This window comes from Flavobacterium anhuiense (genome assembly GCF_050990855.1).
Classification (GTDB): Bacteria; Bacteroidota; Bacteroidia; order Flavobacteriales; family Flavobacteriaceae; genus Flavobacterium; species Flavobacterium anhuiense_C.
Map to the genome: position 1 here is coordinate 350300 of NZ_CP158861.1, position 25072 is coordinate 375371.

Annotated in this window: 23 protein-coding genes; all 23 read right to left on the reverse strand. The window is 30.4% G+C overall.

The genetic code is table 11. The features are described 5' to 3' along the window. Window positions 1-19: 19 nt before the first annotated feature. Complete coding sequence (locus ABTV69_RS01680) at window positions 20-517, reverse strand: acyltransferase (RefSeq protein ID WP_433833712.1); 498 nt, start codon at window positions 515-517, stop codon at window positions 20-22. Next, window positions 514-1521, reverse strand: a complete 1008-nt coding sequence (locus ABTV69_RS01685; RefSeq protein WP_433833714.1) for a glycosyltransferase family 4 protein — start codon at window positions 1519-1521, stop codon at window positions 514-516. The genes ABTV69_RS01680 and ABTV69_RS01685 overlap by 4 nt, the downstream gene beginning before the upstream one ends. Continuing rightward, the gene (locus ABTV69_RS01690; RefSeq protein WP_433833716.1) at window positions 1518-2732 is read right to left on the reverse strand and encodes a glycosyltransferase; all 1215 of its coding nucleotides are present in this window, start codon (window positions 2730-2732) and stop codon (window positions 1518-1520) included. The genes ABTV69_RS01685 and ABTV69_RS01690 overlap by 4 nt, the downstream gene beginning before the upstream one ends. Further along, window positions 2722-3948 (reverse strand): glycosyltransferase, encoded by a 1227-nt coding sequence (locus ABTV69_RS01695; RefSeq protein WP_433833718.1) that lies wholly within the window; start codon window positions 3946-3948, stop codon window positions 2722-2724. The genes ABTV69_RS01690 and ABTV69_RS01695 overlap by 11 nt, the downstream gene beginning before the upstream one ends. Next, a complete protein-coding gene (locus tag ABTV69_RS01700; RefSeq protein ID WP_433833720.1) occupies window positions 3920-5251 on the reverse strand; it encodes an O-antigen ligase family protein in 1332 nt (443 codons plus the stop codon). The genes ABTV69_RS01695 and ABTV69_RS01700 overlap by 29 nt, the downstream gene beginning before the upstream one ends. 83 nt (window positions 5252-5334) lie before the next feature. Next, window positions 5335-6075 (reverse strand): glycosyltransferase family 2 protein, encoded by a 741-nt coding sequence (locus ABTV69_RS01705; protein WP_433833721.1) that lies wholly within the window; start codon window positions 6073-6075, stop codon window positions 5335-5337. 42 nt (window positions 6076-6117) lie between these two features. Then, window positions 6118-6807: an acyltransferase gene (locus ABTV69_RS01710; protein WP_433833723.1), complete on the reverse strand. Its 690-nt coding sequence runs from the start codon at window positions 6805-6807 to the stop codon at window positions 6118-6120. Between the two features lie 55 nt (window positions 6808-6862). After that, on the reverse strand, window positions 6863-8005 hold the full coding sequence (locus tag ABTV69_RS01715; protein WP_433833725.1) for a hypothetical protein: 1143 nt from the start codon (window positions 8003-8005) through the stop codon (window positions 6863-6865). Next, window positions 8005-9318, reverse strand: a complete 1314-nt coding sequence (locus ABTV69_RS01720) for a lipopolysaccharide biosynthesis protein (RefSeq protein WP_433833727.1) — start codon at window positions 9316-9318, stop codon at window positions 8005-8007. The genes ABTV69_RS01715 and ABTV69_RS01720 overlap by 1 nt, the downstream gene beginning before the upstream one ends. Window positions 9319-9321: 3 nt before the next feature. Then, window positions 9322-10626: a lipopolysaccharide biosynthesis protein RfbH gene (gene rfbH, locus ABTV69_RS01725; RefSeq protein WP_433833728.1), complete on the reverse strand. Its 1305-nt coding sequence runs from the start codon at window positions 10624-10626 to the stop codon at window positions 9322-9324. After that, window positions 10616-11497, reverse strand: a complete 882-nt coding sequence (locus tag ABTV69_RS01730) for an SDR family oxidoreductase (RefSeq protein ID WP_433833729.1) — start codon at window positions 11495-11497, stop codon at window positions 10616-10618. The genes rfbH and ABTV69_RS01730 overlap by 11 nt, the downstream gene beginning before the upstream one ends. Before the next feature lies 1 nt (window position 11498). Further along, a complete protein-coding gene (locus ABTV69_RS01735) occupies window positions 11499-12035 on the reverse strand; it encodes a dTDP-4-dehydrorhamnose 3,5-epimerase family protein (RefSeq protein ID WP_433833731.1) in 537 nt (178 codons plus the stop codon). Between the two features lie 9 nt (window positions 12036-12044). Continuing rightward, entirely contained in the window at window positions 12045-13139 is a 1095-nt protein-coding gene (gene rfbG / locus ABTV69_RS01740) for a CDP-glucose 4,6-dehydratase (protein WP_433833733.1), read from the reverse strand. After that, the gene (rfbF, locus tag ABTV69_RS01745; RefSeq protein ID WP_433833735.1) at window positions 13124-13900 is read right to left on the reverse strand and encodes a glucose-1-phosphate cytidylyltransferase; all 777 of its coding nucleotides are present in this window, start codon (window positions 13898-13900) and stop codon (window positions 13124-13126) included. Before rfbF ends, rfbG begins: the two co-directional genes overlap by 16 nt. 21 nt (window positions 13901-13921) lie before the next feature. Next, window positions 13922-14953 (reverse strand): ferredoxin--NADP reductase, encoded by a 1032-nt coding sequence (locus ABTV69_RS01750; RefSeq protein ID WP_433833737.1) that lies wholly within the window; start codon window positions 14951-14953, stop codon window positions 13922-13924. 1 nt (window position 14954) lies between these two features. Next, the gene (locus tag ABTV69_RS01755) at window positions 14955-16034 is read right to left on the reverse strand and encodes a Wzz/FepE/Etk N-terminal domain-containing protein (protein ID WP_433833739.1); all 1080 of its coding nucleotides are present in this window, start codon (window positions 16032-16034) and stop codon (window positions 14955-14957) included. A 2-nt stretch (window positions 16035-16036) separates the two neighbouring features. Beyond that, on the reverse strand, window positions 16037-18463 hold the full coding sequence (locus tag ABTV69_RS01760; protein WP_433833741.1) for an SLBB domain-containing protein: 2427 nt from the start codon (window positions 18461-18463) through the stop codon (window positions 16037-16039). A 3-nt stretch (window positions 18464-18466) separates the two neighbouring features. Next, window positions 18467-19513 (reverse strand): dTDP-glucose 4,6-dehydratase, encoded by a 1047-nt coding sequence (gene rfbB, locus ABTV69_RS01765; RefSeq protein WP_433833743.1) that lies wholly within the window; start codon window positions 19511-19513, stop codon window positions 18467-18469. Between the two features lie 17 nt (window positions 19514-19530). Next, entirely contained in the window at window positions 19531-20538 is a 1008-nt protein-coding gene (locus ABTV69_RS01770; RefSeq protein ID WP_433833745.1) for a mannose-1-phosphate guanylyltransferase, read from the reverse strand. A 30-nt stretch (window positions 20539-20568) separates the two neighbouring features. Further along, a complete protein-coding gene (locus ABTV69_RS01775) occupies window positions 20569-21858 on the reverse strand; it encodes a nucleotide sugar dehydrogenase (RefSeq protein ID WP_433833747.1) in 1290 nt (429 codons plus the stop codon). A gap of 285 nt (window positions 21859-22143) precedes the next feature. Continuing rightward, the gene (locus ABTV69_RS01780; protein ID WP_433833749.1) at window positions 22144-22608 is read right to left on the reverse strand and encodes a UpxY family transcription antiterminator; all 465 of its coding nucleotides are present in this window, start codon (window positions 22606-22608) and stop codon (window positions 22144-22146) included. A 51-nt stretch (window positions 22609-22659) separates the two neighbouring features. Further along, window positions 22660-24051, reverse strand: a complete 1392-nt coding sequence (locus tag ABTV69_RS01785) for a UDP-glucose 6-dehydrogenase (protein ID WP_433833751.1) — start codon at window positions 24049-24051, stop codon at window positions 22660-22662. 27 nt (window positions 24052-24078) lie between these two features. Next, window positions 24079-25062, reverse strand: a complete 984-nt coding sequence (locus tag ABTV69_RS01790) for an SDR family oxidoreductase (protein WP_433833753.1) — start codon at window positions 25060-25062, stop codon at window positions 24079-24081. Between the last annotated feature and the right edge of the window lie 10 nt (window positions 25063-25072).

Genomic DNA, 25072 nt, shown 5'->3' on the forward strand with positions numbered 1-25072 from the left:
GGAATTATGATCTCCTGACTTATAATTTTCTAATCTCTTTTGCTGGAACACCACCGTAGATTGTATCTTTTGGAACAGATTTATTAACTAAGCTTCCTGCAGCTATAATTGCCCCATCCCCTATTGTTGCACCTCCTAAGATTAAGCTACCATATCCTATCCAGACTCCGTTTCCGATCGTGATATCTTTACTTATTCCTTTACCTGCTCTTCTTTTGTTATCACCTATTTCATGGGATCCACATATTAAACTAACATTTGATGAAATATCACAATTACTTCCTACTACAATAGAAGAATCTCCACCCATAAAAAGCGTCTTATGTCCAACAAAAGAATTATCACCTATTTTAATTCTAGTTATGCCAAGCATTTCAACTGAACTATAAATTACTACTCCATTACCAAGTTTATGTCCCATTAGTGCATAACATAATCTGTTCATTTTGGGAAAAGCCTGTAACGGCATTAATTTTAATATTATTCTACCCAAAAACATTTTCAACCTTCTAATCATAAAAAACAATTTATATAATTATTAGAAATGGCATTAAAATCAATAGCATTAATATTTGTAGTATGAATATTATACTGATTGATATCTGTAATTCTTTCTATTTTACGATTTAAATCAATTAAATCATCCATAATAAAAACTTGACCTACATTATATGCATTCACCAAGTCTTCATTACAACCTACTTTATCCGATACTACAACAGGTAATCCATGATATAATGCCTCTTCAATTACTAAACCCCATGTTTCCATTTTTGATGCCAAAATAAATACATCGTTAACACTATATACATCTTTTAATTCTAAACGATTTTTATAACCTAAAAAGTTAACATTTTTCATATTATCAATTAAGCTGTAATATTTGTCGTCTTCAATAGTTCCTACGATGTTTAGATTTAAATGTTCATTAGTAAGAAAAAAATCAAATAGCAAATCTAAGCCTTTGTCCTTTGAGACACGTCCAACATATAAAAAGTTCAATATTTTAGATGGTGTAGATTTTGATCTAGGTAAATAATCAAAATCTAATATGCCGACCCCTTTTGACACTTTAATATTCCCTTTAAAACCTAAATGCTCTACTAATCTACTGTGGGGCTGTCCACTTACAATACATTCAGAAATTCCTCTAACAAAAAATCTTTTTAATGGTGTTGCTAATTTTGATTCTCGAAATTCATAAATAGTAGATTCGACTATTAATTTAAGTTTTCGTTTTGGCACCACCAATCTCAGAAACCAAAAATGGAAATCGTCCCAGCCACCTAATATTGTAAAATCAGCCTTTCTACTTTCTAGATATAAATTTTTAAGGTTTAATAATACATTTCTACTTGTAACAATATTTTTTTTTTCTAAACCATATCGAAAAAAGTCTCCAGTTCGTTTTATCTTAGAATCGTAGGTAAAAAAAACTTTAAGTTCACTTTGTTCTGCTATTTTTCTAAATGCAATATTTTTATAGAAACTAGGCAGGCATGTTACAATAAGTTGTTTCATCTGTTTAGACAATTAATTATTTTATTTCCTACATTTTCAAATCCCCAATTTTCTTTTGCAAACTGTTTTGCATTTTTGCCAGTTTTGCTAATAATTTCATCGTTCAATGTACTTAAAACAGATATAATATTTTCTGGAACATAATCATCTAATAAAAAACAAGTATTACTAGGTAAATTTACATAATCTCCAATAGGAGTAACTATCACGCATTTACCAGAAGCCATATATTCATATCCTTTTGATGGAGTTTTTTGCTGGGAATTTCGTCCATTAGGATTTTGCAAAACCAGACAAACATCTGCATTATTCAAAATAGAGGTAAACTCCATTGAACTTGTAAAACCAAAATAAGTTATATCCAAATTATTGAAAGCAGCAAGACGCAATTTTAGTGATTCTTCTTCTAAAGAAATACCGCAAATATGAAATTTAATTTTTTTTGCTAAATGTTTATCTTGATTTAATATACTTAAAGTATCTATATATAATTCTATACCTTGTTCTTCATCAAGCATACCAGCTAATAGAACTGTAATATTTCCATTCTCTAAAATTAACCTAGGAGTTTCTTTAACATCAATACATCCGTCAACTACTAAAACATTTTTATTTTTTATCCCATTAAAAACAAACTTTGAAGATGGTATTATAACCAAATCAGCTAACCATATAGATATCTTCATTAAAGTAACTCCAATTGCTTGCTGCAATGAAAACATAAGATTTTTTTTAAACCAATCAGTAATTTTAGGTGTAACAATATCTTCTAAATCTTCAATAATTTTAATTTTCTGAATTTTAGCAAGCACCCCAACAAAGACAGTTGATGGATAATAGCAATATAATATTGTTATTTTTACATTTTTTCGAAAAGTTAAACTCAAAAATAGTAATGACATCGAAAAAAACTCGAACAAAATACTCAAATAAGGAATAGATAATGCAGTAGCATAAATAATTACAACTCCATTTTTTCTAGTAATTCTTGCTGGATGTATTATTCTAGCATCAAACTTAATTCTTGCACTACACGCGGGAGAAATTATATATGGCAAAAATCCAGCAGATTTTAATGCTCTAGACAATCTCCACATTCGATTAGAACCAGCTGGATTTGGTGCAATTAAACTTCGTTCCTTTTGTATATTTTCATCCAAATAATTGCCAACAAAAATCGACGTACTGACGTTACTTTTTCTATTTCTCACTTAAAATTTGATTATAAATAGAACTATACTTAATTGCACAATTCTTTATTGAAAATTTCTTTTCTGAATCTATTGCAATGCTTTTTTTATCGAATTTATTATTTAAGCAGTAATCTAATCCATTGACAATATCATCAATATCTCTAAATTTTGCTAAATATCCTGTTATCTTATGATTGATAATATCACTAGGTCCTGTCTCTTCAAAAGCAATTGCTGGTGTACCGCAACATTGTGCTTCGGCTACAGTCATTCCAAAACCTTCGGCTACCGATGTACACAAAAAAACATCTGCGATACTATATAATTTGGCCATTTCTACTGCACTTGAAACAAAACCATAATTGATAACTTCATGAATTGGATTTGATAAAACTATCTTTCCGCCACCAAATGTTATTACTTTTAACTTTTTTTCGTTATACTTATTTATTGCATCTATGCTTAACTGAACTCCTTTAAAAGGAGTATTTAAATGTTGGGCTCCAATTAAAACGACAGTATCATGCATTTTAATATTAAGTTTTTCACGTAACTCAAAATCATAACCAAAATAGTAGATATTACAATCTATACCACTTGGTACTACCTCAATAGATTCTTTTTTCAGGAGAGAACCACTTTTAGCTTGTCCTTTCATCCAGCTACTTATTGCGACATACTGAATTTTTGTATTTGGGTAATATTTTTTCTTCCTATTAAATACATAACGCGACAAATCATTTTGTTTACCACTATTTAAAACTTGACAATTGCCGCAATTACTTTTAAAATTCTCACAAGATAAAAAGTAGTGACATCCTCCAGTAAAAACCCAACAGTCATGCATCGTCCACACGATTGGTTTGTTTAACTTTGGTAAATTCTTAATATCTACAAATGCATGATTAATCCAATGAAGATGAATAATATCCGCATTTTGAACTTCTGAATTTGTGGAAAGATCAATACCAAATATACCGGGTGAAAATATTTCTCGCTTTTTTTTTATATAAAATTTAAGAAGAACTCTATCTGCAAAAGTTAATAATATACGTTTTATCTTTTTTAATTTAGTATTTTCATAAAATGATACATGCTCAATTTCTTTAGGCTGTTCATTTAAAAATAGTATTTTCGATTCAACATTCTTATTAAGTAATGCTTCATGCAATTTAACACAAGCTATCCCTGCTCCTGCTGTAGAATTAGCCGCCGAGACATGTAATATTTTCATTTTTTCTAATTTTAATTTTTGAGAACTGAGCAATGAATAACCAAAACATAAATCCTACTCCATCATAAACAATATGTTGACCTGACAATCCAAACGCAAGATAAATAGATGTAAAGGAAAGTAAAATATAACAATCTACTTTATCAGTCAGATTTTTGTAAGCGTAATACATCGTTTTATAAATTAATCCAGCATAAAACAACATTGAAAAATAGCTTGTCTGACGTCCAATTTCTAAAAAAATATTATGTGAACCTTCAGACCATTCTGTCCATTTATCAATATAGTCGAAATAAACTTCAAGGGAACTACCAGCTGGAGCTATAAAAAAATTCTGCGAACTAATTTGAAGAAACGATGCGTCCCAAATCGGCTTTCGATCACCGATTAATTTAAACTTAACATATCCCATTACACTCGTAAAATCATAACCGAGTTTATCTACTGGCATCCGAACTACATAAATTGTTATAAGAATAGGTATTAAAATAAATAAAGGTCCCAGATATTTTAATTTTTTTTTATTAAAAATATCAACCTTCGCAAAAATTAAAAATATAAAACTTAAAACTATCATTGCAACAATAGTAATTGTAGTTTCAAGGCCTATTAATGTTCTGCCTAAACATAAAAGAAGTACAAACTTTAAAGGAAATGATTTAAATCTAAACCATAAGTATGGCAAAAACCCAAAAGTTATAAAAAGCCAGTGAGCATTCATCAATCCAAGAGATAAAGAAACTGCTGATAAAATAAAAATTTTGTCAAATTGCTTTAAAAATCTCTCTTTAGATGATACCAACTGTGGTAATAATACCACTCCCATTGTTAACACAATTCTAAAACCAACAGTAAGTCCTGCCTTATTTTCTGCTCCTGAAAAAAATGATATAAATAAACCAATTATAGAAAATAAAACTGTTAAAAACCATATTCCGACTAACCAATAGGGTTTTGTTTTTGCAAAATTCAATAGTGCCCTTACAGGTACAGCAAGTGCAAAAGCGAATTTAGTCGATAAGGCTATTGGACCTATTATTAATACATTTTTAAAAAGTGCATAAATACCAACATTAATATTACTTACGTTTTCAGCGTCTGAATTTTGCCCCATACAAATATTGGTATACAGCAATAAGAAAACTACATATAGATCAATTTCTTTTTTTAACGAAAAATAAAAAAAAGCATAAAATGAACTTACTATGATAGCAAAATCAGCTATAACCCCTCCAAAAAGATGCAAAAAAATAAGAACATATAACATTCCATATTTTTTTAAGTCAGCTTGAATTTCTCTCAACTTATTAAAACTCTTGTTTAGTTAGTAATGATTTAAAAGCATATCCCTTTCGAGATTCCCTTATTTTAGAATTATAATAATATTTAAGCCTTTAAAAATTTATTTAATCCGTTTTTAAATTTTCTTTCAAGTCTTAAAAAGCTTCTTTCAAAAAAATTGAAATTTTTTCTAGTAAAGAATTTATCTTCTCTAAAAAACACAGATAAATTATCTTTTGAGAAACCTTCTTCGTCCCAAATACTTATAATATCCTCAACATAATAAAATTTACCTTCCGCGTTTGAAATTCTATATAAAAGGTCTCTGTCTGAAATAATTTTATAATCTAGATCATAGAGACCAATTTTATTAAATACTCTTTTATTAAAAAAAACACTTTGATGGCAAATTGTATTTAAAAAAAAGAAATTAGGTTTTATTATCTTATATGGTATTAGAAGAATCTTTCCTTCATTTTTTGCCAAAGTATTTCCGTATACAATATCATATTGATCAATATTATTAATATCAGAAAATATATTTTTATAAAAATCATTATTATGAAATAAATCCCCACTATTCATAAAAATTAACCATTCTCCTTTTGATAAATTAATTCCCTTATTCATTGCATCATAAATTCCATTATCTGGTTCAGAAACAAAGCAAGAAATATTGTCGATGTATTTTTTAATTATATCACATGTACCATCTGTAGAACCTCCATCAATAATGACATATTCAATATTATTATTCTTTTCTTTTAATTCTAATATATTTAAAATAGTAGCTTCAATATGCTCAATATTATTATATACTACTGTTATTACGGATAGTTTAATCATTGTTTTTTATAACCCAATTACGTTTTAACTACTTTTTTTTGACTAATTATAAAAGCGATCTCTTTCCCAAGTAATATCAGTTTTTACAATTTTAGAAGGAACTCCCGCTGCAATCGAATTATTTGGAATATTCTTGGTAACGATTGATCCGGTACCAATAATACTATTGTTACCAACACAAACTCCTTTTAAAATCTTAGCCCCCGACCCAATCCATACATGATTACCTACAATAATATTTTGAGCTTTATTTATTTTAACATTTTTAATAAGATCAATGATAGCGTGCGAATCTCCGGTCCTTAATTCAATTTCATTAGAAAACATACAATCCTCTCCAACAAAAATAGAGCTTTGTATTTCTGTTACTGCAAAATGTGCTGATTCAATTGTAGTCTTTTTGCCAATATTTATTTCGCAGAAACTATCTTCAAACCAAATCTCTCCGCCTTTAACAATACACTCTTCATCGATTTTCAATTTATGATTATCTCCTCTCATATAAATAGTTAAATTTGACAAAAGAGATTTACTCATTATCTCAATTCTATTATTATTACCAATAATATCATATCTCACATTTAATAATACACCATCATTAATAATGAGATTGTTTTTTCCTATAATTTGCTTTCTATATTTATTTTTCAAATGATAAAATTTCATTTTTAAAAAAAATAAATGTTTGTTGTTATTTACTAATGACTTTAAAAAATCATAAATTTTAGTCATGAAAAATGAATATTAAGTAAACTTTATTTTAAAGTATTTTGATTTAGTAGAGATACTAACTGTTAAAGATTTCATTATATGTTAAAGTCATCTTCGCTACTTTTTTATTGATATAATTTTTTCCCTTAATTCCAACGGAAGTGTAGCTTTTTAAAGTAATAAATTGCCTTATTAACGCTACATCATTTGTGATATTTCCTGACAGCCTTAAAACACTATCATCTGGTATTTCTTTGCCAAAACTATATTCTGCATCAAAAATTCCTAATGCAACTCCTAATTTTAAAGTTTTTAATACACTTCCTTCAATTGGCGCAGACCAGATAGATGGGCATAACGTAAGTTTTGAATTTAAAACACATTCTTTTAAACCTGTTGTCCAACTCATTTTAACAAATTCAACGTTATCTATTTTTTCTTCAAATTGAGATTCGAAAGGGAATAAAAAAATATATTCTGGCAAATATTTTGCGAGTTCATAAATATATTTACTACCTTTTGCTGAATTACTATCTCCGTGAAAAACAACATCATACTTCTTACAATTCTCTGAAACCCAAAGTTTTGAATCCTCGAACAAATCTGATGTTAGAAGCCCAACCTCTCTAATTAATAAATTTTCACCAAACTGTTTTTTTAATAATTCCTTTTGCCCAAAATTTTGTGTTAGAAAATTAATCTTATCAATATTTGCCTTAATAACATTTAGAAAATCAAAGTATTCTTCATATGAATAATAAACAGGAAACGAATCACATGAGTTCTTTACAGCATTATTGTACTGCATATCTAAACACAATAAACATGGCTTCTCAATAGATTTTAAATAATTATAAGATTTAATACAAAAAAAATTATTATCCATTACATAGATTGACAAGTTGTTTCTTTTTATCAATCTTTCTAATTTACGGAAACCTATCGATTGAGGATGCAAGACAATTAAGTCTTTATTTTTAAAAAAATAAAGTTTACTATTATAAAAGATAGTTTTGCAGTAATATTTAAAAATTAAAACAAAACATAAAAACAATTTCAAAAATTCAAGTTTTAAAATACAATCTTTAATAGAAATTTTTCTCCCCATAGCTGGATAAACAAAACTAAAATTTTGTGAGTTTTCTATTAGATATTCTAAAACCCTACCAACTCCAGCTGGCCCTGGACCGATACCTGATATAATTATTTTTTTTGCCATTATGAATATGTTTTAAGAATCTTATAAGTAGCTATAGGTCCTAAAATGGCAAACGGTAATAAACAAGCAATCATCCCAACTATAATCCCAATTAAACCCATTTTTAGAATATCTGTACATAGTAGACAAATAGGAATCACTAATATGCCTTGAATTATGGCAACAATAGTTTGCATTTTAAGTTGTCCAACTCCATTTAAAAAATGTGAATAAATGTTACTCCAGTTTAAAATAATTGAATACAAAGCAATTAATGATGAAACTCCAAATCCTGGATTAATTTTACCCTTACCAAGCCATAAATCTAGGACAAACTGGTGGAGTACCACCAAAAGTAATGCACCTATTGTAGTAATTAACAACAAAACATGCAGCTTGTATAAAGCTTTACGAATCCAAATAAAATCAGATTTTTTATACGCTTCGGTAAATGCAGACCAAAATGGTGTTACAATAATCGAAAATCCTAATGTCAAGATTGAAAACAACCTAAATGTAACATTATAAACTGAAACATCTTGCGCAGTTAATAATTGTATAATTAACATGTTTGACATTGAGAACATAAAGATAGTAGCAATTTGAATAATAAAAAAAGCACCTCCTAATTTTAATATGTCTTTTGCCTTAGAAATATCAATCCATTTTATTCTTGGCAAATATTCCTTTTTTATATTATAAAACAAAAAAGTGACAATTAAGCTACTACATAAAAGGCATAAGGAATAAATTTTAGTAATCGCAAATAAATCATGGTCAATTTTAAGAAATGTCAAAGACAGAATGAAAAAAGAGCTATGTAGAATAGATGTTAAGTTAGTAAACGCCGGTAATTGGAAAGCATTCATAACTTGATCGACGATACTTACAATAAAGTTGATAATTACTGCTATTGAGATAACAAACATTGTTTTTTGCAAAACAGCATTACCTATTTGATTAGTATTAAAAACTTCATTCCAATTAATAAATGGAATAATTACACTAATTACAACAATAATAATAGCACCTATAGAAGCTAATGCGAAATAACCTGTGCTTATATATTTACATGACAATTCATAATCGTTAAAAGCTAATGCTTCTGTTAGTTTATTTCTTAGACCATTTCCTATTCCGACATCAAATGATACAATCCATGAAACTACTGACAATATCGTCAGCCATATTCCATACTGATTAGTACCTAAAACGGATAAGGTTTTCGGGATAACCAAAAAACCTAAACCCATTGAAAAAAATTTTAATATAAAAGAAAGTATAATTTGCTTATTTATATTTCTGGAACGATTTCCAGAAGATAACTCTGCCATCGCTTATGAATTTATATAGTCTCTTATAACGTCTGCGATATAATCATAATGTGTTTCATTTAGACCTGGCCACACACCTAACCAAAAAGATTGGTTCATTATTATATCAGTATTATTTAAGTTACCAACAACACGATGTTCTATATTTGCATAAGCAGGTTGCCTTAATAAATTCCCCCCAAAGAGTAAACGAGTACCTATTTTATTTTTCTCCAAATGCTGTACAAGCATATGACGATCATTTGCATCACCTTCACGTAGCGTTAATAAAAATCCAAACCAAGAAGGTTCTGAATTTGGAGTAGCTTCAGGCAATATGAAAATATCTTCAAATTCTTTCATTCTTTCGTACAGAAGTGCATAATTTTCTTTGCGACGTTGAACAAAATGATCAATCTTTTTAATTTGTGAAACACCAAAAGCAGCTTGCATATCCGTTACTTTAAGATTAAATCCAATGTGTGAATATGTATATTTATGATCGTATCCATAAGGCAAAGTACCTAGCTGTTGACCAAAACGGCATCCACAAGTATCATCTTTACCAGGTTCACAATAACAATCCCTTCCCCAGTCTCGAAAACTTTCTGCAAGTTTTGATAAAACTGGATTATTTATTAATACAGCTCCTCCCTCTCCCATTGTAATATGATGCGCAGGGTAAAATGAGAAAGTAGAAATGTCTCCAAATGTTCCCGTTTTCTTTCCATTATAAGTAGCTCCTAAAGAATCACAGTCATCTTCAACTACCCATAGATTATACTTTTTAGCAACTCTCATTACTTCATCCAAATCAAAAGGATTTCCTAATGAATGCGCAATCATAATTGCTTTCGTTTTATCACTTACTGCCGCTTCAATTAACTCAGGCTTAACATTATGTGTAGCAATATCAACATCAATAAAAACAGGGATTGCGCCAAATTGTATTATAGGATTTACTGTCGTAGGAAAACCTGCAGCTACAGTTATAACTTCATCTCCAGGTTTAATAGCTCTATCTCCTAATTTTGGAGAAGTTAGAGCATAAAATGCAACTAAATTTGCTGAAGAACCCGAATTTACCAATAAAGCTCTATGTGCCCCAAAATATTTTGCAAAATCAGCTTCGAACGTATTTGCAAAACGTCCAGCTGTTAGCCATCCATCTATTGCAGCATCAACTCCATTAAGTATATCTTCTTCATCAATTATCTTTCCAGTCACAGATACATAATCTATGCCCGGAACTATAGTCTTACTTATATTATTTTTTATAGTAGGTAATAATTGTTCTTTTAAGCTGCTGCTAATATTCTTATATTCCATTTTTAATTATTTTTAAAACAAAAGTATCTATATTGGTTAATTTGAAATCAGGATATTCTAATAAAAATTTATTATTTAAGAGACCACCGTATAATGGTCTTAGTGCTTTTTGTTGTGAAAGATTTGTAGATATTGGACTTAAACATAAATGATTTGACTCGGGAAAATAGGACGTAACTTTAGATGCTAACTGAAACCTATTATAATAATCTGTTGAGCTTAAATGGTATATACCTTTTTTATCATCCAGAATTAACATATAAATCATTCTGGCAACATCCCTAGCATAAATAGGAGTCGCAAATTGATCAAAAGGCAGATTAAATGTCTTCTCTGTTTTAGTAAGGATTAAACTGATTAAATGACTAATAAAATTTTTTGATCTTTCCTCTTCACCATAAACATTCGTAATTCTTGCAATGATGAAATTTGGTGTATTTTCTACAATTTTTTCTGCTGCTAATTTATGCTTTCCATAAATATTTACAGGATTTACCTCATCATCTTCAGAATAAGGTCCATTTTTTCCATCAAAAACATAATCTGTAGATATGTAAACTAATTTGATATTATTAACCTTACAATATTCATTAATTACAGCTGTAGAAGTTACTGTTAACTCTTCGCTTTCCTTTTCATGCTCTTCACAATAATCAACATTAGTTAACGCCGCACAATGAATAATTACATCTGGCTTAAAATTTATTTCGTCTAAAAAAAGAAAACAGTTCTGATCAGATGGATCGAAAAAATAAGTCCCTTTTGTTTTATACTTTCTATATGTACCAATTGTTTCGACATCCTTTTCTTTAAAATATTCCATACAATGAGAACCGACTAAGCCAGAAGCTCCTATAATTAATACTTTCATTCTAAAAATATTTTATGTTCGGATTAAACTTATCAAAAGATTGATCTCTTTCGGAAATTATTGGATCATTAACAGTAATTTTAAAACCGAACGAATCATATCGCACTCCTCCTTCCGAATCTTTGTCTTGAACTGTGGTTGTATGGTATTCCACAATCGTATCATCTTCTTGAGAAATAAAGCCATGAGCGAATCCTTTTCCTATGTATATACCTTTTCTATTTGTATCTGAAAGCTCAATTGTAAAATATTGTCCAAAAGTTTCTGATTGAGATCGTAAGTCTAGAATTATATCTATTATAGAACCTTTTACAACATATACCAATTTTTGATGATCATTAGGAGCATACTGAAAATGCATTCCTCTAAAAACATTTTTATGTGAAACAGAATAAAAACTTTCTTTAAATTCCCATTCTAATTTACTCTCTAAAAATGTCTCTTTATGAATAGTCTTTACAAATTCACCCCTATTATCTTTAAAAGAATTATACTCTAAAACATATAAATCTTTAAATTTTGTAGTTACTATTTTCATAACATCAATTTACCTAATAAATGATTCTATTTGTTTTACGGTAAAATCTAAAATATTATCTTTATTGGAATTAAACTCCCCATACCACTGCATAGTCATATTTACCGCTTGCTCTGCATTTAATCTTGGCTCCCAATTTAATTCCGACATTGCCTTATTAATATCTAATTTTAACAATCCTGCTTCATGAGGTTGATTTTCTTCTTGCAAGACCATAAATTCCCCTTTCCCTAAGGAATGAATAGCTAACTTAAGCATATTTTCTACCGTAAGTGAATCAGATGCATAAGGTCCAAAATTATAAGCCTGATTAAACTGTAATGGAGACTCAGACAACTTAGCTCCCAATAACAAATAACCAACTATTGGTTCTAAAACGTGCTGCCAAGGCCTGATAGATTTAGGATTTCTAATTACTACCTTTTTATCATTAATGAAAGCTCTAGCAATATCTGGAATTAAACGATCTTTTGACCAATCACCTCCTCCAATTACATTTCCTGCCCTTGCAACAGCTATACCTTTTTGATGTACCGAAAATGTCTTATTGTTAAAAAAAGAGTTTTTATAAGAGTCAATAATTAATTCCGTACACGCTTTACTTGCACTATAAGGATCATACCCGCCTAATCTATCATTTTCACGATATGGATAAATCCATTCTTTATTCTGATAAACCTTATCCGTAGTAATTAATACTACATCGCATTTTTTTTCTAATAAGCGCACTGCATCCAAAACATTCGCTGTGCCAATAGCATTCACCTCAAAAGTTTCAGCTGGGATATCATATGATAAGCGAACTAATGGTTGTGCTGCTAAATGAAAAACAAAATCAGGTTGAAAAGAAATCAATTCATCCTGTAATCGTTCCTTATTTCTTAAATCTCCAATGACTGAAGTACAAATAGAATCACCATTTATTAAATTGAATAAATCGTTTTCAGTTTGAGGTTCAAGAGCATAGCCTTTCAATTCGGCTCCTAAAAGATTAAGTGTTTTCAACAACCAAGCACCTTTAAAACCAGTATGCCCAGTAATAAAGACTTTTTTTCCTTTATAATTACTTTTTAAAATTTCCAAAGACATTACCATGTTTTCCATTTTGCATTACCAGAATTCCACATTTCTTCCAGTTCAATACGATCTCTCAATGCATCCATACATTTCCAAAATCCATTATGCTTATATGCTGCTAATTGTTGATCTCTTGCTATAGCTCCTAGAGGTTCTTTCTCCCATTGAATATCTTCTACTTCTCCCGTAAGATATTCAAAAACGCTAGGTTCTAAAACAAAGAAACCTCCATTTATCCACATTCCATCACCTAATGGCTTCTCTACAAAACTATCTACTTCCCCTTGAGTATTAATCTCTAAATTTCCAAAACGACCTGGAACTTGAACACTTGTCAGAGTTGCTATCCTACCGTGTGATTTATGAAATTTCAATAATTCTGTTAAATTTACATCTGCCACGCCGTCACCATACGTTAACATAAAGGTTTCATCTTTTACATATTTTTCAATACGTTTTAATCTTCCAGCAGTATTTGTATGTAATCCAGTATCTATTAATGTTACCTTAAAAGATTCTGTTTCAGAATAATGAACATTTATATTGTTGTTTGCTAATTCAATTGTTACATCAGAATTATGCAAATAGTAATTATAAAAATATTCTTTAATATAAGTAGCTTTGTAACCTAAACAAATTATAAACTCACTATAACCATGTTGCTCATACATTTTTAAAATATGCCATAAAATTGGCTTCCCTCCAATTTCAACCATTGGTTTTGGTCTAGCTTCAGTTTCTTCCATAAGGCGAGTTCCAAAACCACCTGCAAAAATTACTACTTTCATTATTATATATAATATTTATGGTTATTGTACTTCAATGTGTACATCATTTGTTAAAGGGTAACTACAACAAAGCAAATATTCATTTTCAGATAAATCTAATCGAGGCTTTTCTAATCCAATCATTTTTAGTTTCCCCGTAACTAATTTTGCTTTACAAGTACTACAATTACCGGTCTGACATGAATAAGGCAATTCTAAACCAATTTCTAGTGCCTCTTCAAGAATAGAATTTCCTTTATTTATGATAATTTTATTTTCAGAACCATTAAAAGCCAATCTAATTTCCTGATTACTAATCTCAATAAAATCTTCAGGTTTTTTTACAATTTCAAAATCTTCAGAAAAAACATTATCTAGATCTCCATTAAAAGCACGTAAAGAATCTTTTACTATAGTTTTCAGCCCTATAGGGCCACATATGTAGTGTTTGCAAGGATGGTTAATACTTTTTAATAATTTTTCAACAAACTCTGAGTTAATTCTTCCCAAGTATTTATGTGAGTCATCTTGAAAAAATTCTTCCTTCGAATAAAAATTAAAAATTTCAAATTTTTTTGAATAATTCTCTCTAAGTCTTACTAATTGATCTTTAAAAATCACTGAAGATTCTAACTTATTACCATAAATCAAATATACATTAACTTCTGGTTGTTGAATTAATATCTGTTTAATCATAGAGTAAAGAGGTGTAATTCCACTTCCTACTCCCCAAAATAATACTGATTTTACTTTTTCATCAAATTCAGAAATAAAATCACCTAGAGGCTCCTGTACTTCAATTACATCATCAACTTTAACCATATCATTTATGTAATTCGATACAATACCTCCTGGCACGCGTTTTACAGTCACATCTAGAGTCGAATCAATTAACGGAGCAGAAGAGAATGAATAAGGACGGATGTATCTTCTTCCATTTATTCTAAATTGAAGAGTAAGATACTGTCCTGCTATATATTTTATTTTTTTCAGGCCAGGTTGTTTAAAACATAATGTAACAGTATCTTCTGTTTCTTTTCTGACTTCCTGTACTTTTAGAGTATAATTTTTCATTTTAATCTTTCATCTGTAGTTCTTTAAGTATTTTTTTTAAAATCAAAAAGAACACAATAATAAAACCAGCTAACAAACCACCTAATATAATTCCTTTTGCTTTTCCAAAACGTTCCTTTGCCAGTGGTAAAATAGGCCTATCTATCACTTGAATTAAAGGAGTTTCTTTTCTTAAAGTTACTTTTGCTAATTCACTTTGTTTTACTAGCTCTGTAAGTATAGCTGTATTAGCCTGAACATCCACCTGTCTCCTTGCAGATGGTGTTCTCCTTATATTTAATGCAGGATTTAAATTAAAAGTATTATCATTAGCAACTGCGACACCAGTAATCGCGCTGTTTAATTCCGAACGAACAGAATCGACTTGACGCTCCAAAATTTCCATATTTACACGAGCTTTTTTACTTTTAGTGTCAATATAAAATTGCCCTACTTGTTTTGCTAGTGCTCTGCAAAGAAATAAAGAAAATAATTCATCATTAGAACTTACGTCCATAGAAATAATTGAAATCTTTTTATCCTTTTGACCTACAGATAATGCATTTTTATAAACATCTTGATAAATAACCCCCAAAATACTATCTTGAGCACGGGTAAAATGTTTCCTATCCTTTTGAGGTAAAAACTTTATATCTTTAAATTTAGGATCATCATTCCATTGGTCTCTCCAGCCATTTCCTTCAATATACATTTCTGCTAAGGAAATTTCTTTTCCATTAACAACAACAGGAGAAAGCAAAGTCTGTTCGACCATTGTCCTTGATTTAAATAATTCTGTTAAATTAGAACCTGAAAACATACCTCCTCCTCCTCCTCCAACGTCAATTCCGAAAGAACTTGCCAATCCTAATGCACCTCCTAATCCTCCTGCAGATTTTTCATCTTCTAACGCAAAAGTTAGTGTTGCTGTGTAAATTGGCTTACTGGTCAAAGAATAAAGCAATCCAATACTTGCTCCAATAATTCCCGCTAACATAATAACTTTCCACCTAGAAAGCAAATAATAATACCACTCCTTAATCTTTTGAACTAATTCCTTTAAGGATATCTCATCACTTTCAATTAAATCTTTTTCCATCATTTTTATTTAAATGCTGTAACTATTAAAAGCGCTAAACTAGCAAATGCTGTACCTAAGCCAGCCCACTCACCCGCACTCATTTTTTTTCTTTCAGGTTTCTCGGGAACTACAATTTGCGAATCCGGTTCAACTCTTGGATAAGACCTAAAAAATAAAAATGACCTAGTGACATCTGCTTTGCCATTCGGATAAATAATATAAGCTTTGCTTTTCCATCCCTTACTATCTACCCCTCCTACTGCACTTAAATAGTATCCAAATCCTTTACCATTTCTATAAGGAATTTCCGAAGTAAGCAACACATTTCCAGTAACTTTTACTCCCTCATTGTAAACCGAAACTTCAATTTCATCGCCTGGAAATAAAGTTACATTTGAATAGTGATTTTTATCTTTTACAATCTTTTCCCAATTCACTGGAATTGTAGCAAACTTTTGCTCTTCTTTCAGTTTCTTAACAAGTTTGCCCTTCAAAGTATCGCTTTTCGCTAAATTAAGATCAACACTCTCTAACTTCTCTATTTCTTCCTGTTTAATTGGACGTTTAATTTTCATACCATCTAGATTAGCTATAGATGTTAATCCTCCTGCTCGCATTACCACATTGTAAACAGTTTCTTTCTTATTGGCCAAAACATACTTTCCTGGATATCCGACAGCTCCGCTGACAGTTACCATTTGAGGTTTTTCATAAACGGCAATTCGACGAATATTAATAACATCAAAAGGTTTCAATACAAAATTCTTAATTTGCTCATTATTATCAGCTGTAATCTCTAATTCAATTAATTCGATACGTTTTGGATCTGCATCATCTATTGCATCAGACTTAATCATTCGGGCAATTTCAACCCTTTTTGATGCTGATCCTGTTAATCCTCCAACTTGAACTACTAAGTCATTTAATGTTAAATTCTCGAAATATTCATATTCGCCTGGATTTTTTACTTCACCATCGATAGTAATTTTATATTCTTCTCTAAAATCTAAAATGGAATAAACAGTAACTATATCTTCTCTTTTTAATTCAATATCAGCATTTAAATCACCTGACAAAGCAGCCCCTAAATCGACATTAACAATTTCTGTCGTTAAATCTGTTTTTAAACGAATAATTCTTGCTCTTTTACTATATGCATCTTCTTTTAATCCTTCTGCTCTCGTTATAAGATCAGAAATTCTCATTCCTTCAGTAAAAGAATAATAATTTGGTCTAAAAACAGCTCCCTCAATCTTGATTCGATTTTCAAATCGATTTAGAATCTTAGTAATTCTAAAAACATCTCCAGATTGAGGCTGGTAAGAATTATATTCACTTTCGTTGATATCATGTACTTTAAATTCTTTTCCAGTCTTTTGTAGTACATTTACTGAAGCTGTATAAGCAAATTCGTTAAATCCTGACGTGAAGTTCAATAAATCAGAAAATTTCTCACCTTTTTTCATCTCAAAAATACCAGGACGCTTTACTTCCCCCTCGACTGTAACTCTCTGACTATAAGCAGGAATTCTAATTACATCATTTTCTTTCAAAGCAACATTATCCGATTGATCACCTTTAACCAAAAATCGATAAATGTCAATATTTTTGTAAATTTTATTATTTCTTATCAACTCAATATTTCTATAACTCCCATTCTTTCCAGGTCCGCCTGCTAAATGTAAAGCATTGTAAACAGTAGCTAGCGAAGAAATTGAATAATTTCCAGGCTGTTTTCCTCCAACTACAGTAATTTTTATTGTTCTAATTTTACCTAAACTCACACTAACCTGTGATTGTCCAGATCTAACTGTACTATAAACTCTTGCAATTGACCCTTTTATTTTTTGTGTTGCTGCTTCTATAGTCATTCCCGAAACAGAGATTTGGCCAACATATTCGATAGAAATTTTTCCTTCAACACTAACTGGTAGATTTCCATCATACTCCTGTACACCATACACTGTAACTTGAATTTCATCACCAGGCCCCAAAATATAGTTCATAGGAGTGGCCATTTTTAAATCAGGCTCAAAATTAAGTGTTGGATTATCAAAAAGTTCAGATCCAAAAATGAGCGCATTTGTTGAGTCTTTTACTTTAACATTTTTGATACTTTCTTGTCTTCGTCCTGAATCAGTTTTTTCCACTACTGTTTTTTCAGTATTTTTACCTAATCCTGAGTTTTTCTTTTGATATTCAGTTAGCTTAACTTTCAATTTGTTAAAGTTACTTTGACTCATTCCTTTAGACAATGCCATTGGCTCAACTTGATCAATGGTTGCATTATTGCTTTTTAATTGTACATCTATTTTTGCTAAATCATCATCAGATAAATAATCAACATTTACTGTACTTAAATCTTTAGACTTCATTATATCTTGCGCATTAACACTTAAAGACATAGTAAGTGTAAAAAACAAGAAAACAACGTATGCTATTTTTTTCATGTTTTAGGAATATTGTTTTTTATAGTATTCTTTATAGACACCAGAAGTTACATTCTCGAGCCATTCTTTATTATTGAGATACCAATTAATGGTTTTTTCTAATCCTTCTTCAAAAGTAACTGTAGGCTTCCACCCTAATTCTCTGTTAATTTTTGAAGCATCAATTGCATAACGCAAATCATGACCTGGCCTATCTTTTACATAAGTAATCAATTTTTCAGAATCGCCAACTTTACGGCCTAACTTCTGATCCATGATCTTGCAAAGAAGTTTTACCAAATCAATATTTTTCCATTCATTAAATCCTCCAATATTATATTTTTCCTGATTTTTACCTTCGTGAAAAACCAAATCAATTGCAATCGCATGATCTTCCACGAATAACCAATCACGAATATAATTCCCGTCTCCATAAACTGGAAGAGGCTTATTGTTGATGATGTTATTAATAAATAATGGGATTAATTTTTCAGGAAAGTGGTATGAACCATAATTATTAGAACAATTCGTTAAAACATATGGTAGTTTGTAAGTTTCTCCATAAGCTCTTACAAAATGATCTGAACTAGCTTTAGACGCTGAATACGGAGAATTTGGATCATAAGGAGTAACTTCACTAAATAGTCCGTCAGGACCTAATGAGCCAAAAACTTCATCCGTACTAATATGATAAAATCTTTTTTGCTCAAAATCTTCTTTCCACTGATTCTTAGCTGCATTTAACAAATTCACTGTTCCAATAACATTAGTTTTAACAAATGCAAGTGGATCCTCAATTGAACGATCAACATGTGATTCTGCAGCTAAATGTATAACACCATCAAAATTATGATTTGAAAAAAGATCATTAATAAAATTTTCATCAACAATATCACCTTTTACAAATGTATAATTAGATTTATCTTCAATATCTTTTATATTCTCAAGATTTCCAGCATACGTTAATGCATCTAAATTAAAAATCTGATATTGTGGATATTTAGTAACAAATCTTCTCACTACGTGTGAACCAATAAAACCAGCACCTCCTGTTATTAGAATTTTCTTCATTTTTTAGATGCCTTTTATTAATTTAATAAATCTGAATTTTGTTTTTCCAATTCACTATATATGTCTTTCACATCTTGAGAATTCTCTTTCTGCAGAATTAGATTAGCAGTTTCAGTATAAACAAAAATGGTATTTTTCAAACCTAAAAATGTTGTATGCTTATCACATCCAATAACCATATTACCATTAGAATCTGTACAATGACCTTTTGAATTTAAATAATCATATACTGATTCAAATGACCCTAAATCTGACCAAGAAAAAGAAGCGGGAACAACTTTAATTTTTTTACTGCGCTCCATTACCGCATAATCAATACTAATTGAAGGAATTTCCATTGATAATGCTAAATCTAAAAATCCTTCCTTACTTGCTTCCCACACAGCTTTTGATTTTTCAAATACGTCTGGCTGGAATTTCTTTAATTCTTCTAAAAGAACACTTGCTTTAAAACAAAACATTCCACTATTCCATAGAAAATTGCCCTTTGCTATAAATTCTTTTGCGGTAGTTTCATTTGGTTTTTCACGAAAAGAAATTACGTTATCGCCTTCTGCTTCAATATAACCATAACCCGTTTCCGGTTTAGTTGGTATTACACCGAAAGTTACAATAAATCCATCGTTAGCCTTTTGTACAGCCTCACTTATTGCTTGATTATAATTCTCCATTTGGTCAATTATATGATCAGAAGGAGTAATGATTAAAATGTCATCCGGCTCAGATGCAAACGCGGCAAAAGCAATTGCAGCAGCGGTATTTCTAGGAGTAGCCTCAATAATATTTATGTATGAAGTACTTGTTTTTTCCATTACTTTTCCACTCAGTTGATGGTTATCTACATTTCCAACAACCATTACTTTATTCGCTAAATGACTATTTCGTTCAACAGTCATTTCAAATAGAGATTTTCCTTCAAATATTTCAAGATATTGTTTTGGTCTACTTTTGCGAGATAATGGCCATAAACGACTTCCTACTCCTCCGGTAAGGATAACATGTGTAATACTTTTATCTGAATTCATATTTTTTAAATAAAAAAAAGAAGCTAAAATCTATAGCCTATTATCAGCTAAAGATCCTAAAACTCCTTTTACGTCATAAATTAAACTTTTTTCTTTCTGCAATTTTGAAAAATCCAATTCTAAAAATTCCGCATGCGAAACTCCTAAAACAATTGCATCAAATGTATTATCAGGAATAGAGTCTAATGTTATTAAATTATATTCTTTTTTTACATCCTTCACATCTGCTAGCGGATCAAATATCGTTACTAGGATTCCATAATCTTTTAATGCTTTAACAACATCAACTATTTTTGTATTTCGAACGTCTGGGCAATTTTCTTTGAACGTAATTCCAAGCATTAGCAATTCAGCGCCATTAACAGAAATGCCTTTCTTTATCATTAGCTTCACTATCTGCGAAGCTACATATTCTCCCATACTGTCATTCAAACGTCTTCCCGCTAAAATTATTTCAGGATGATAACCAAACTCTTGTGCTCTTTGAGCCAAATAATAAGGGTCCACACCTATACAATGCCCTCCAACAAGACCTGGTTTAAAAGGCAAAAAATTCCATTTTGTTGATGCTGCAGTTAAGACTTCTTGTGTATCGATATTCATTAAATTGAAAATCTTAGCTAATTCATTAACAAAAGCAATATTAATGTCTCGTTGTGAATTCTCAATAACTTTTGCTGCTTCTGCAACTTTTATTGTCGGCGCTAAATGTGTTCCGGCTGTGATTACAGATTTATATAAGCCATCTACTTTTAGTCCTATCTCCGGTGTAGAACCTGAAGTAACTTTTAGAATTTTTTCTACCGTATGCTCTTTATCGCCTGGATTTATTCTTTCTGGTGAATAGCCAGCAAAAAAGTCTTCATTAAAGCTTAAGCCTGAAACCTTTTCTAAAACTGGTACACATTGCTCTTCTGTTACTCCTGGATAAACTGTTGATTCGTAAATAACGATATCTCCTTTTTTCAAAACTTTACCAACAGTTTCGCTAGATTTATAAAGAGGCGTTAAATCTGGCCTATTGTTTTTATCAACTGGTGTAGGAACTGTAACTATATAATAATTACAATCAACTATATCATTTAAAGAAGTTGTACAGTATAATCCTTTTTTTTCCGTTGGCTTATCAACTAAAACTTCTTGTAAAACATCATCTTCAACTTCTAAAGTTGTATCAGTTCCAGATTTTAAAGAATTAACTCTAGATTCGTTTATATCAAAACCAATTACTGGGTATTTTGTAGCAAATAATCGAGCTAAAGGCAATCCTACATAACCTAAACCTATAACTGCAATTTTTACATTGTTTTCCAACTTCATATTTTTTAATTTAATCTGGTCACTAAAATTCACGGCTTCGCCGTTCTCAGTCACAAAACAATGACTCAGATATGTAAATTAATCTTTTTCGCGCAAATATAGCATAATAAGTCTAGTAATTCAATACGGTTTCCCGTAATACTCAAAAAACCATTAAATGCATAAAAAACTAACATTTACAACAGCTTACTAATCAGACTGTAAATAAATACATTATAAAAAAAACAGAAGAAAAAATTTCAAAAAAAGGTTTTTTCTTCTGTTTATATCACTTAAAATTTACAATTATTTATACTTTATTTTCAATACACAGCCCAAAGCCTCCAATACGAATATGTAATAATTATTCGAAATTTCTTGTACCGTTGCATCTTGATTACTAAACGCACCCGACTCTAATTTAATTTTATCTCCAACTTGAATAGTTGAAACCGAAACATCACTTAAGTTTGGCGCTTGCAAGCTTGTTCTAATAGTTTCAATTTCTTGATCTTTTACTATCGCAGGCTTTCCTAACCAAAATAAATACCTCACCACTCCTGCAACTTGAAAAACTGAATTACGTTCTGAATCTGATAATTTCACAAAAACATAGGAATTAAAAAGAGGCAATTCAACTTTCTTCTTTCGATCTGACCACTGCTTTACCTGCGTAACCATTGGACAATAACATTCTATTCCATATTGGTTAAGCTTATCTGCTACTTTTTTTTCCCATTTCGGTTTTGTATATACTACGTACCAATTCATTTTTTATCATTTATGATGAAGCAATATTTTTATTACCTCAAAATTTATTATTTAAGAACCGATACCTTTATAAACGAACCCAATCGATTCTAATTGTTTTCCGTCCAAAATATTTCTTCCATCGAATACAAAAGCTGGTTTATGCATTGCATCATAGATCTTCTTCCAATCGTAAGTTGTAAATTCATCCCATTCTGTTAAGACCGCAATTGCATGCGCATCTTTACAAGCATCATAAGCAGTATCAAAAACATTTAGTGCATTACGGTTCTCTTCATTTGTTCTTGTTTCTAAATAATCTAAGTCACTTAGCATTTTATTTTTAGATACTTTAGGGTCAAAAACTGTGATTTTAGCTTGTTCGTTTATTAAATCATCCGCAACATAAATAGCTGCAGATTCTCTAGTATCGTTTGTATCTTTTTTGAAAGCCCAACCTAAAAAAGTAATTTTTTTATCGGCCACTGTATTGTATAATGTCTGAACAATTTTATTTGAAAATCTTCTTTTTTGATGATCATTCATAATAATAACTTGCTCCCAATAATCTGCAACTTCATTCAATCCGTATGATTTTGCTATATACACTAAATTAAGAATGTCTTTTTGAAAACAAGAACCTCCAAAACCAACAGAAGCCTTTAAAAATTTTGGTCCAATTCTACTATCCATTCCAATTGCTTTTGCAACTTCATTTACATCCGCACCTGTTTTTTCACAAAGCTCTGACATTGCATTGATTGACGAAATACGTTGTGCTAAAAATGCATTTGCAGTAAGTTTTGACAATTCAGAAGACCAAACATTTGTTGTTAAAATTCGATCTATACTTACCCAATTTGAATAAACTTCCACTAATGAATTGATAGCTTCTTCTCCTTCTGGAGTTGTGTCACCTCCAATCAAAATTCGATCTGGATTTAACAAATCTGTAACTGCAGTTCCTTCTGCCAAAAATTCTGGATTAGATAAAATTTGAAATTGAACACCATTTCCGGTATTATCTAATATACTTTTAATTGCTTCTGCAGTTCTAACTGGCAAAGTTGATTTCTCAACTACAATTTTATTTTGCTTTGCAACTCTCGCTATTTGTCTCGCGCATAATTCGATATACTTTAAATCAGCAGCCATTCCTTTCCCTTTTCCATAAGTTTTGGTTGGCGTATTTACCGAAATAAAAATCATTTGAGCTTCATCTATTGCTTTATCAACTTCTGTAGAAAAAAATAAATTTCTACCTCTTGCTTCGGCAACAATTTCTGAAAGTCCAGGTTCATATATTGGAATATTTTCAGGATTCGGATCGTTCCAATCTGATATTCTTTGTTCATTTAAATCAACAACTGTAACCTGAATGTGTGGACATTTCTGAGCAATCACTGCCATTGTAGGTCCGCCAACATATCCTGCACCAATGCAACAAATTTTTGTAATTTTCATTTGATCTATTTTATCTTGATCTTAATTTTATTTTAAATTATTCCAATACCATTCGACAGCTTCCTTTAATCCGTCTTGTAAAGAATATTTCGGATTATAGCCAAGTTTATTTTTTGCTTTTTCTATACTTGCCAATGAATGCGGAATATCTCCAACTCTATTTTCTCCATAAATGACTGAAACCTCTTTTATCTCAGGGTCAAACTCAGCCAAATATTCTTTTAAATATTTTACCAAGTCATTTAATGTATTTCTATCTCCGAATGCTGTATTATAAACTGTATTAATTGCCTCAAGATTCTGGCAGGTCATTGCCAATTCATTCATCTGAATAACATTATCGATATAGGTAAAATCACGAGAGTAGTTTCCATCTCCGTTAATTACAGGGCTTTCATGATTCATGAATTGCTTTACAAACTTTGGAATCACAGCCGCGTAAGCCCCATTTGGATCTTGTTTTCTTCCAAAAACATTAAAATAACGAAGTCCTATTGTTTCCAACCCGTAGGTCTTGCTGAAAATTTCCGCATATAATTCATTTACATATTTTGTAATTGCATAAGGAGACAATGGTTTCCCTATCACATCTTCTACTTTTGGCAGTCCTTGAGAATCTCCATAAGTCGAAGAACTTGCAGCATATACAAATCTTTTTACTTTAGCATCTCTTGCGGCAGTCAACATATTTAAAAAACCCGAGACATTTACATCATTTGTGGTAATCGGATCTTTTATAGATCGAGGAACAGAGCCCAAAGCCGCTTGATGCAAAACATAATCTGCTCCTTGAACCGCGTTATTACAATCACTTAAATTTCGAATGTCACCTTCAATTAATTTAAAATTTGGATTATCTAAAAAGTCTTTCAAATTATAGCGGTGACCTGTAGAAAAATTATCTAAACAAACCACTTTATACCCCAAACCTAAAAAATAGTCAGTCAAATTTGAGCCAATAAATCCAGCCCCTCCTGTAATTAAAATTGTATTTTTTGTTTTACTTTCCATTTATCAAAAG

Bases quoted from the DNA above. Each gene is read 5' to 3' on its own strand.
- ABTV69_RS01680 (WP_433833712.1), bottom strand. From the start codon at position 517: ATGATTAGAAGGTTGAAAATGTTTTTGGGTAGAATAATATTAAAATTA.
- ABTV69_RS01720 (WP_433833727.1), bottom strand. From the start codon at position 9,318: ATGGCAGAGTTATCTTCTGGAAATCGTTCCAGAAATATAAATAAGCAA.
- ABTV69_RS01775 (WP_433833747.1), bottom strand. From the start codon at position 21,858: ATGAAGTTGGAAAACAATGTAAAAATTGCAGTTATAGGTTTAGGTTAT.
- ABTV69_RS01735 (WP_433833731.1), bottom strand. From the start codon at position 12,035: ATGAAAATAGTAACTACAAAATTTAAAGATTTATATGTTTTAGAGTAT.
- ABTV69_RS01770 (WP_433833745.1), bottom strand. From the start codon at position 20,538: ATGAATTCAGATAAAAGTATTACACATGTTATCCTTACCGGAGGAGTA.
- ABTV69_RS01750 (WP_433833737.1), bottom strand. From the start codon at position 14,953: ATGAAAAATTATACTCTAAAAGTACAGGAAGTCAGAAAAGAAACAGAA.
- ABTV69_RS01760 (WP_433833741.1), bottom strand. From the start codon at position 18,463: ATGAAAAAAATAGCATACGTTGTTTTCTTGTTTTTTACACTTACTATG.
- ABTV69_RS01705 (WP_433833721.1), bottom strand. From the start codon at position 6,075: ATGATTAAACTATCCGTAATAACAGTAGTATATAATAATATTGAGCAT.
- rfbF (WP_433833735.1), bottom strand. From the start codon at position 13,900: ATGAAAGTAGTAATTTTTGCAGGTGGTTTTGGAACTCGCCTTATGGAA.
- ABTV69_RS01685 (WP_433833714.1), bottom strand. From the start codon at position 1,521: ATGAAACAACTTATTGTAACATGCCTGCCTAGTTTCTATAAAAATATT.
- rfbH (WP_433833728.1), bottom strand. From the start codon at position 10,626: ATGGAATATAAGAATATTAGCAGCAGCTTAAAAGAACAATTATTACCT.
- ABTV69_RS01710 (WP_433833723.1), bottom strand. From the start codon at position 6,807: ATGACTAAAATTTATGATTTTTTAAAGTCATTAGTAAATAACAACAAA.
- ABTV69_RS01730 (WP_433833729.1), bottom strand. From the start codon at position 11,497: ATGAAAGTATTAATTATAGGAGCTTCTGGCTTAGTCGGTTCTCATTGT.
- ABTV69_RS01780 (WP_433833749.1), bottom strand. From the start codon at position 22,608: ATGAATTGGTACGTAGTATATACAAAACCGAAATGGGAAAAAAAAGTA.
- rfbB (WP_433833743.1), bottom strand. From the start codon at position 19,513: ATGAAGAAAATTCTAATAACAGGAGGTGCTGGTTTTATTGGTTCACAC.
- ABTV69_RS01695 (WP_433833718.1), bottom strand. From the start codon at position 3,948: ATGAAAATATTACATGTCTCGGCGGCTAATTCTACAGCAGGAGCAGGG.
- ABTV69_RS01715 (WP_433833725.1), bottom strand. From the start codon at position 8,005: ATGGCAAAAAAAATAATTATATCAGGTATCGGTCCAGGGCCAGCTGGA.
- ABTV69_RS01790 (WP_433833753.1), bottom strand. From the start codon at position 25,062: ATGGAAAGTAAAACAAAAAATACAATTTTAATTACAGGAGGGGCTGGA.
- rfbG (WP_433833733.1), bottom strand. From the start codon at position 13,139: ATGGAAAACATGGTAATGTCTTTGGAAATTTTAAAAAGTAATTATAAA.
- ABTV69_RS01785 (WP_433833751.1), bottom strand. From the start codon at position 24,051: ATGAAAATTACAAAAATTTGTTGCATTGGTGCAGGATATGTTGGCGGA.
- ABTV69_RS01755 (WP_433833739.1), bottom strand. From the start codon at position 16,034: ATGATGGAAAAAGATTTAATTGAAAGTGATGAGATATCCTTAAAGGAA.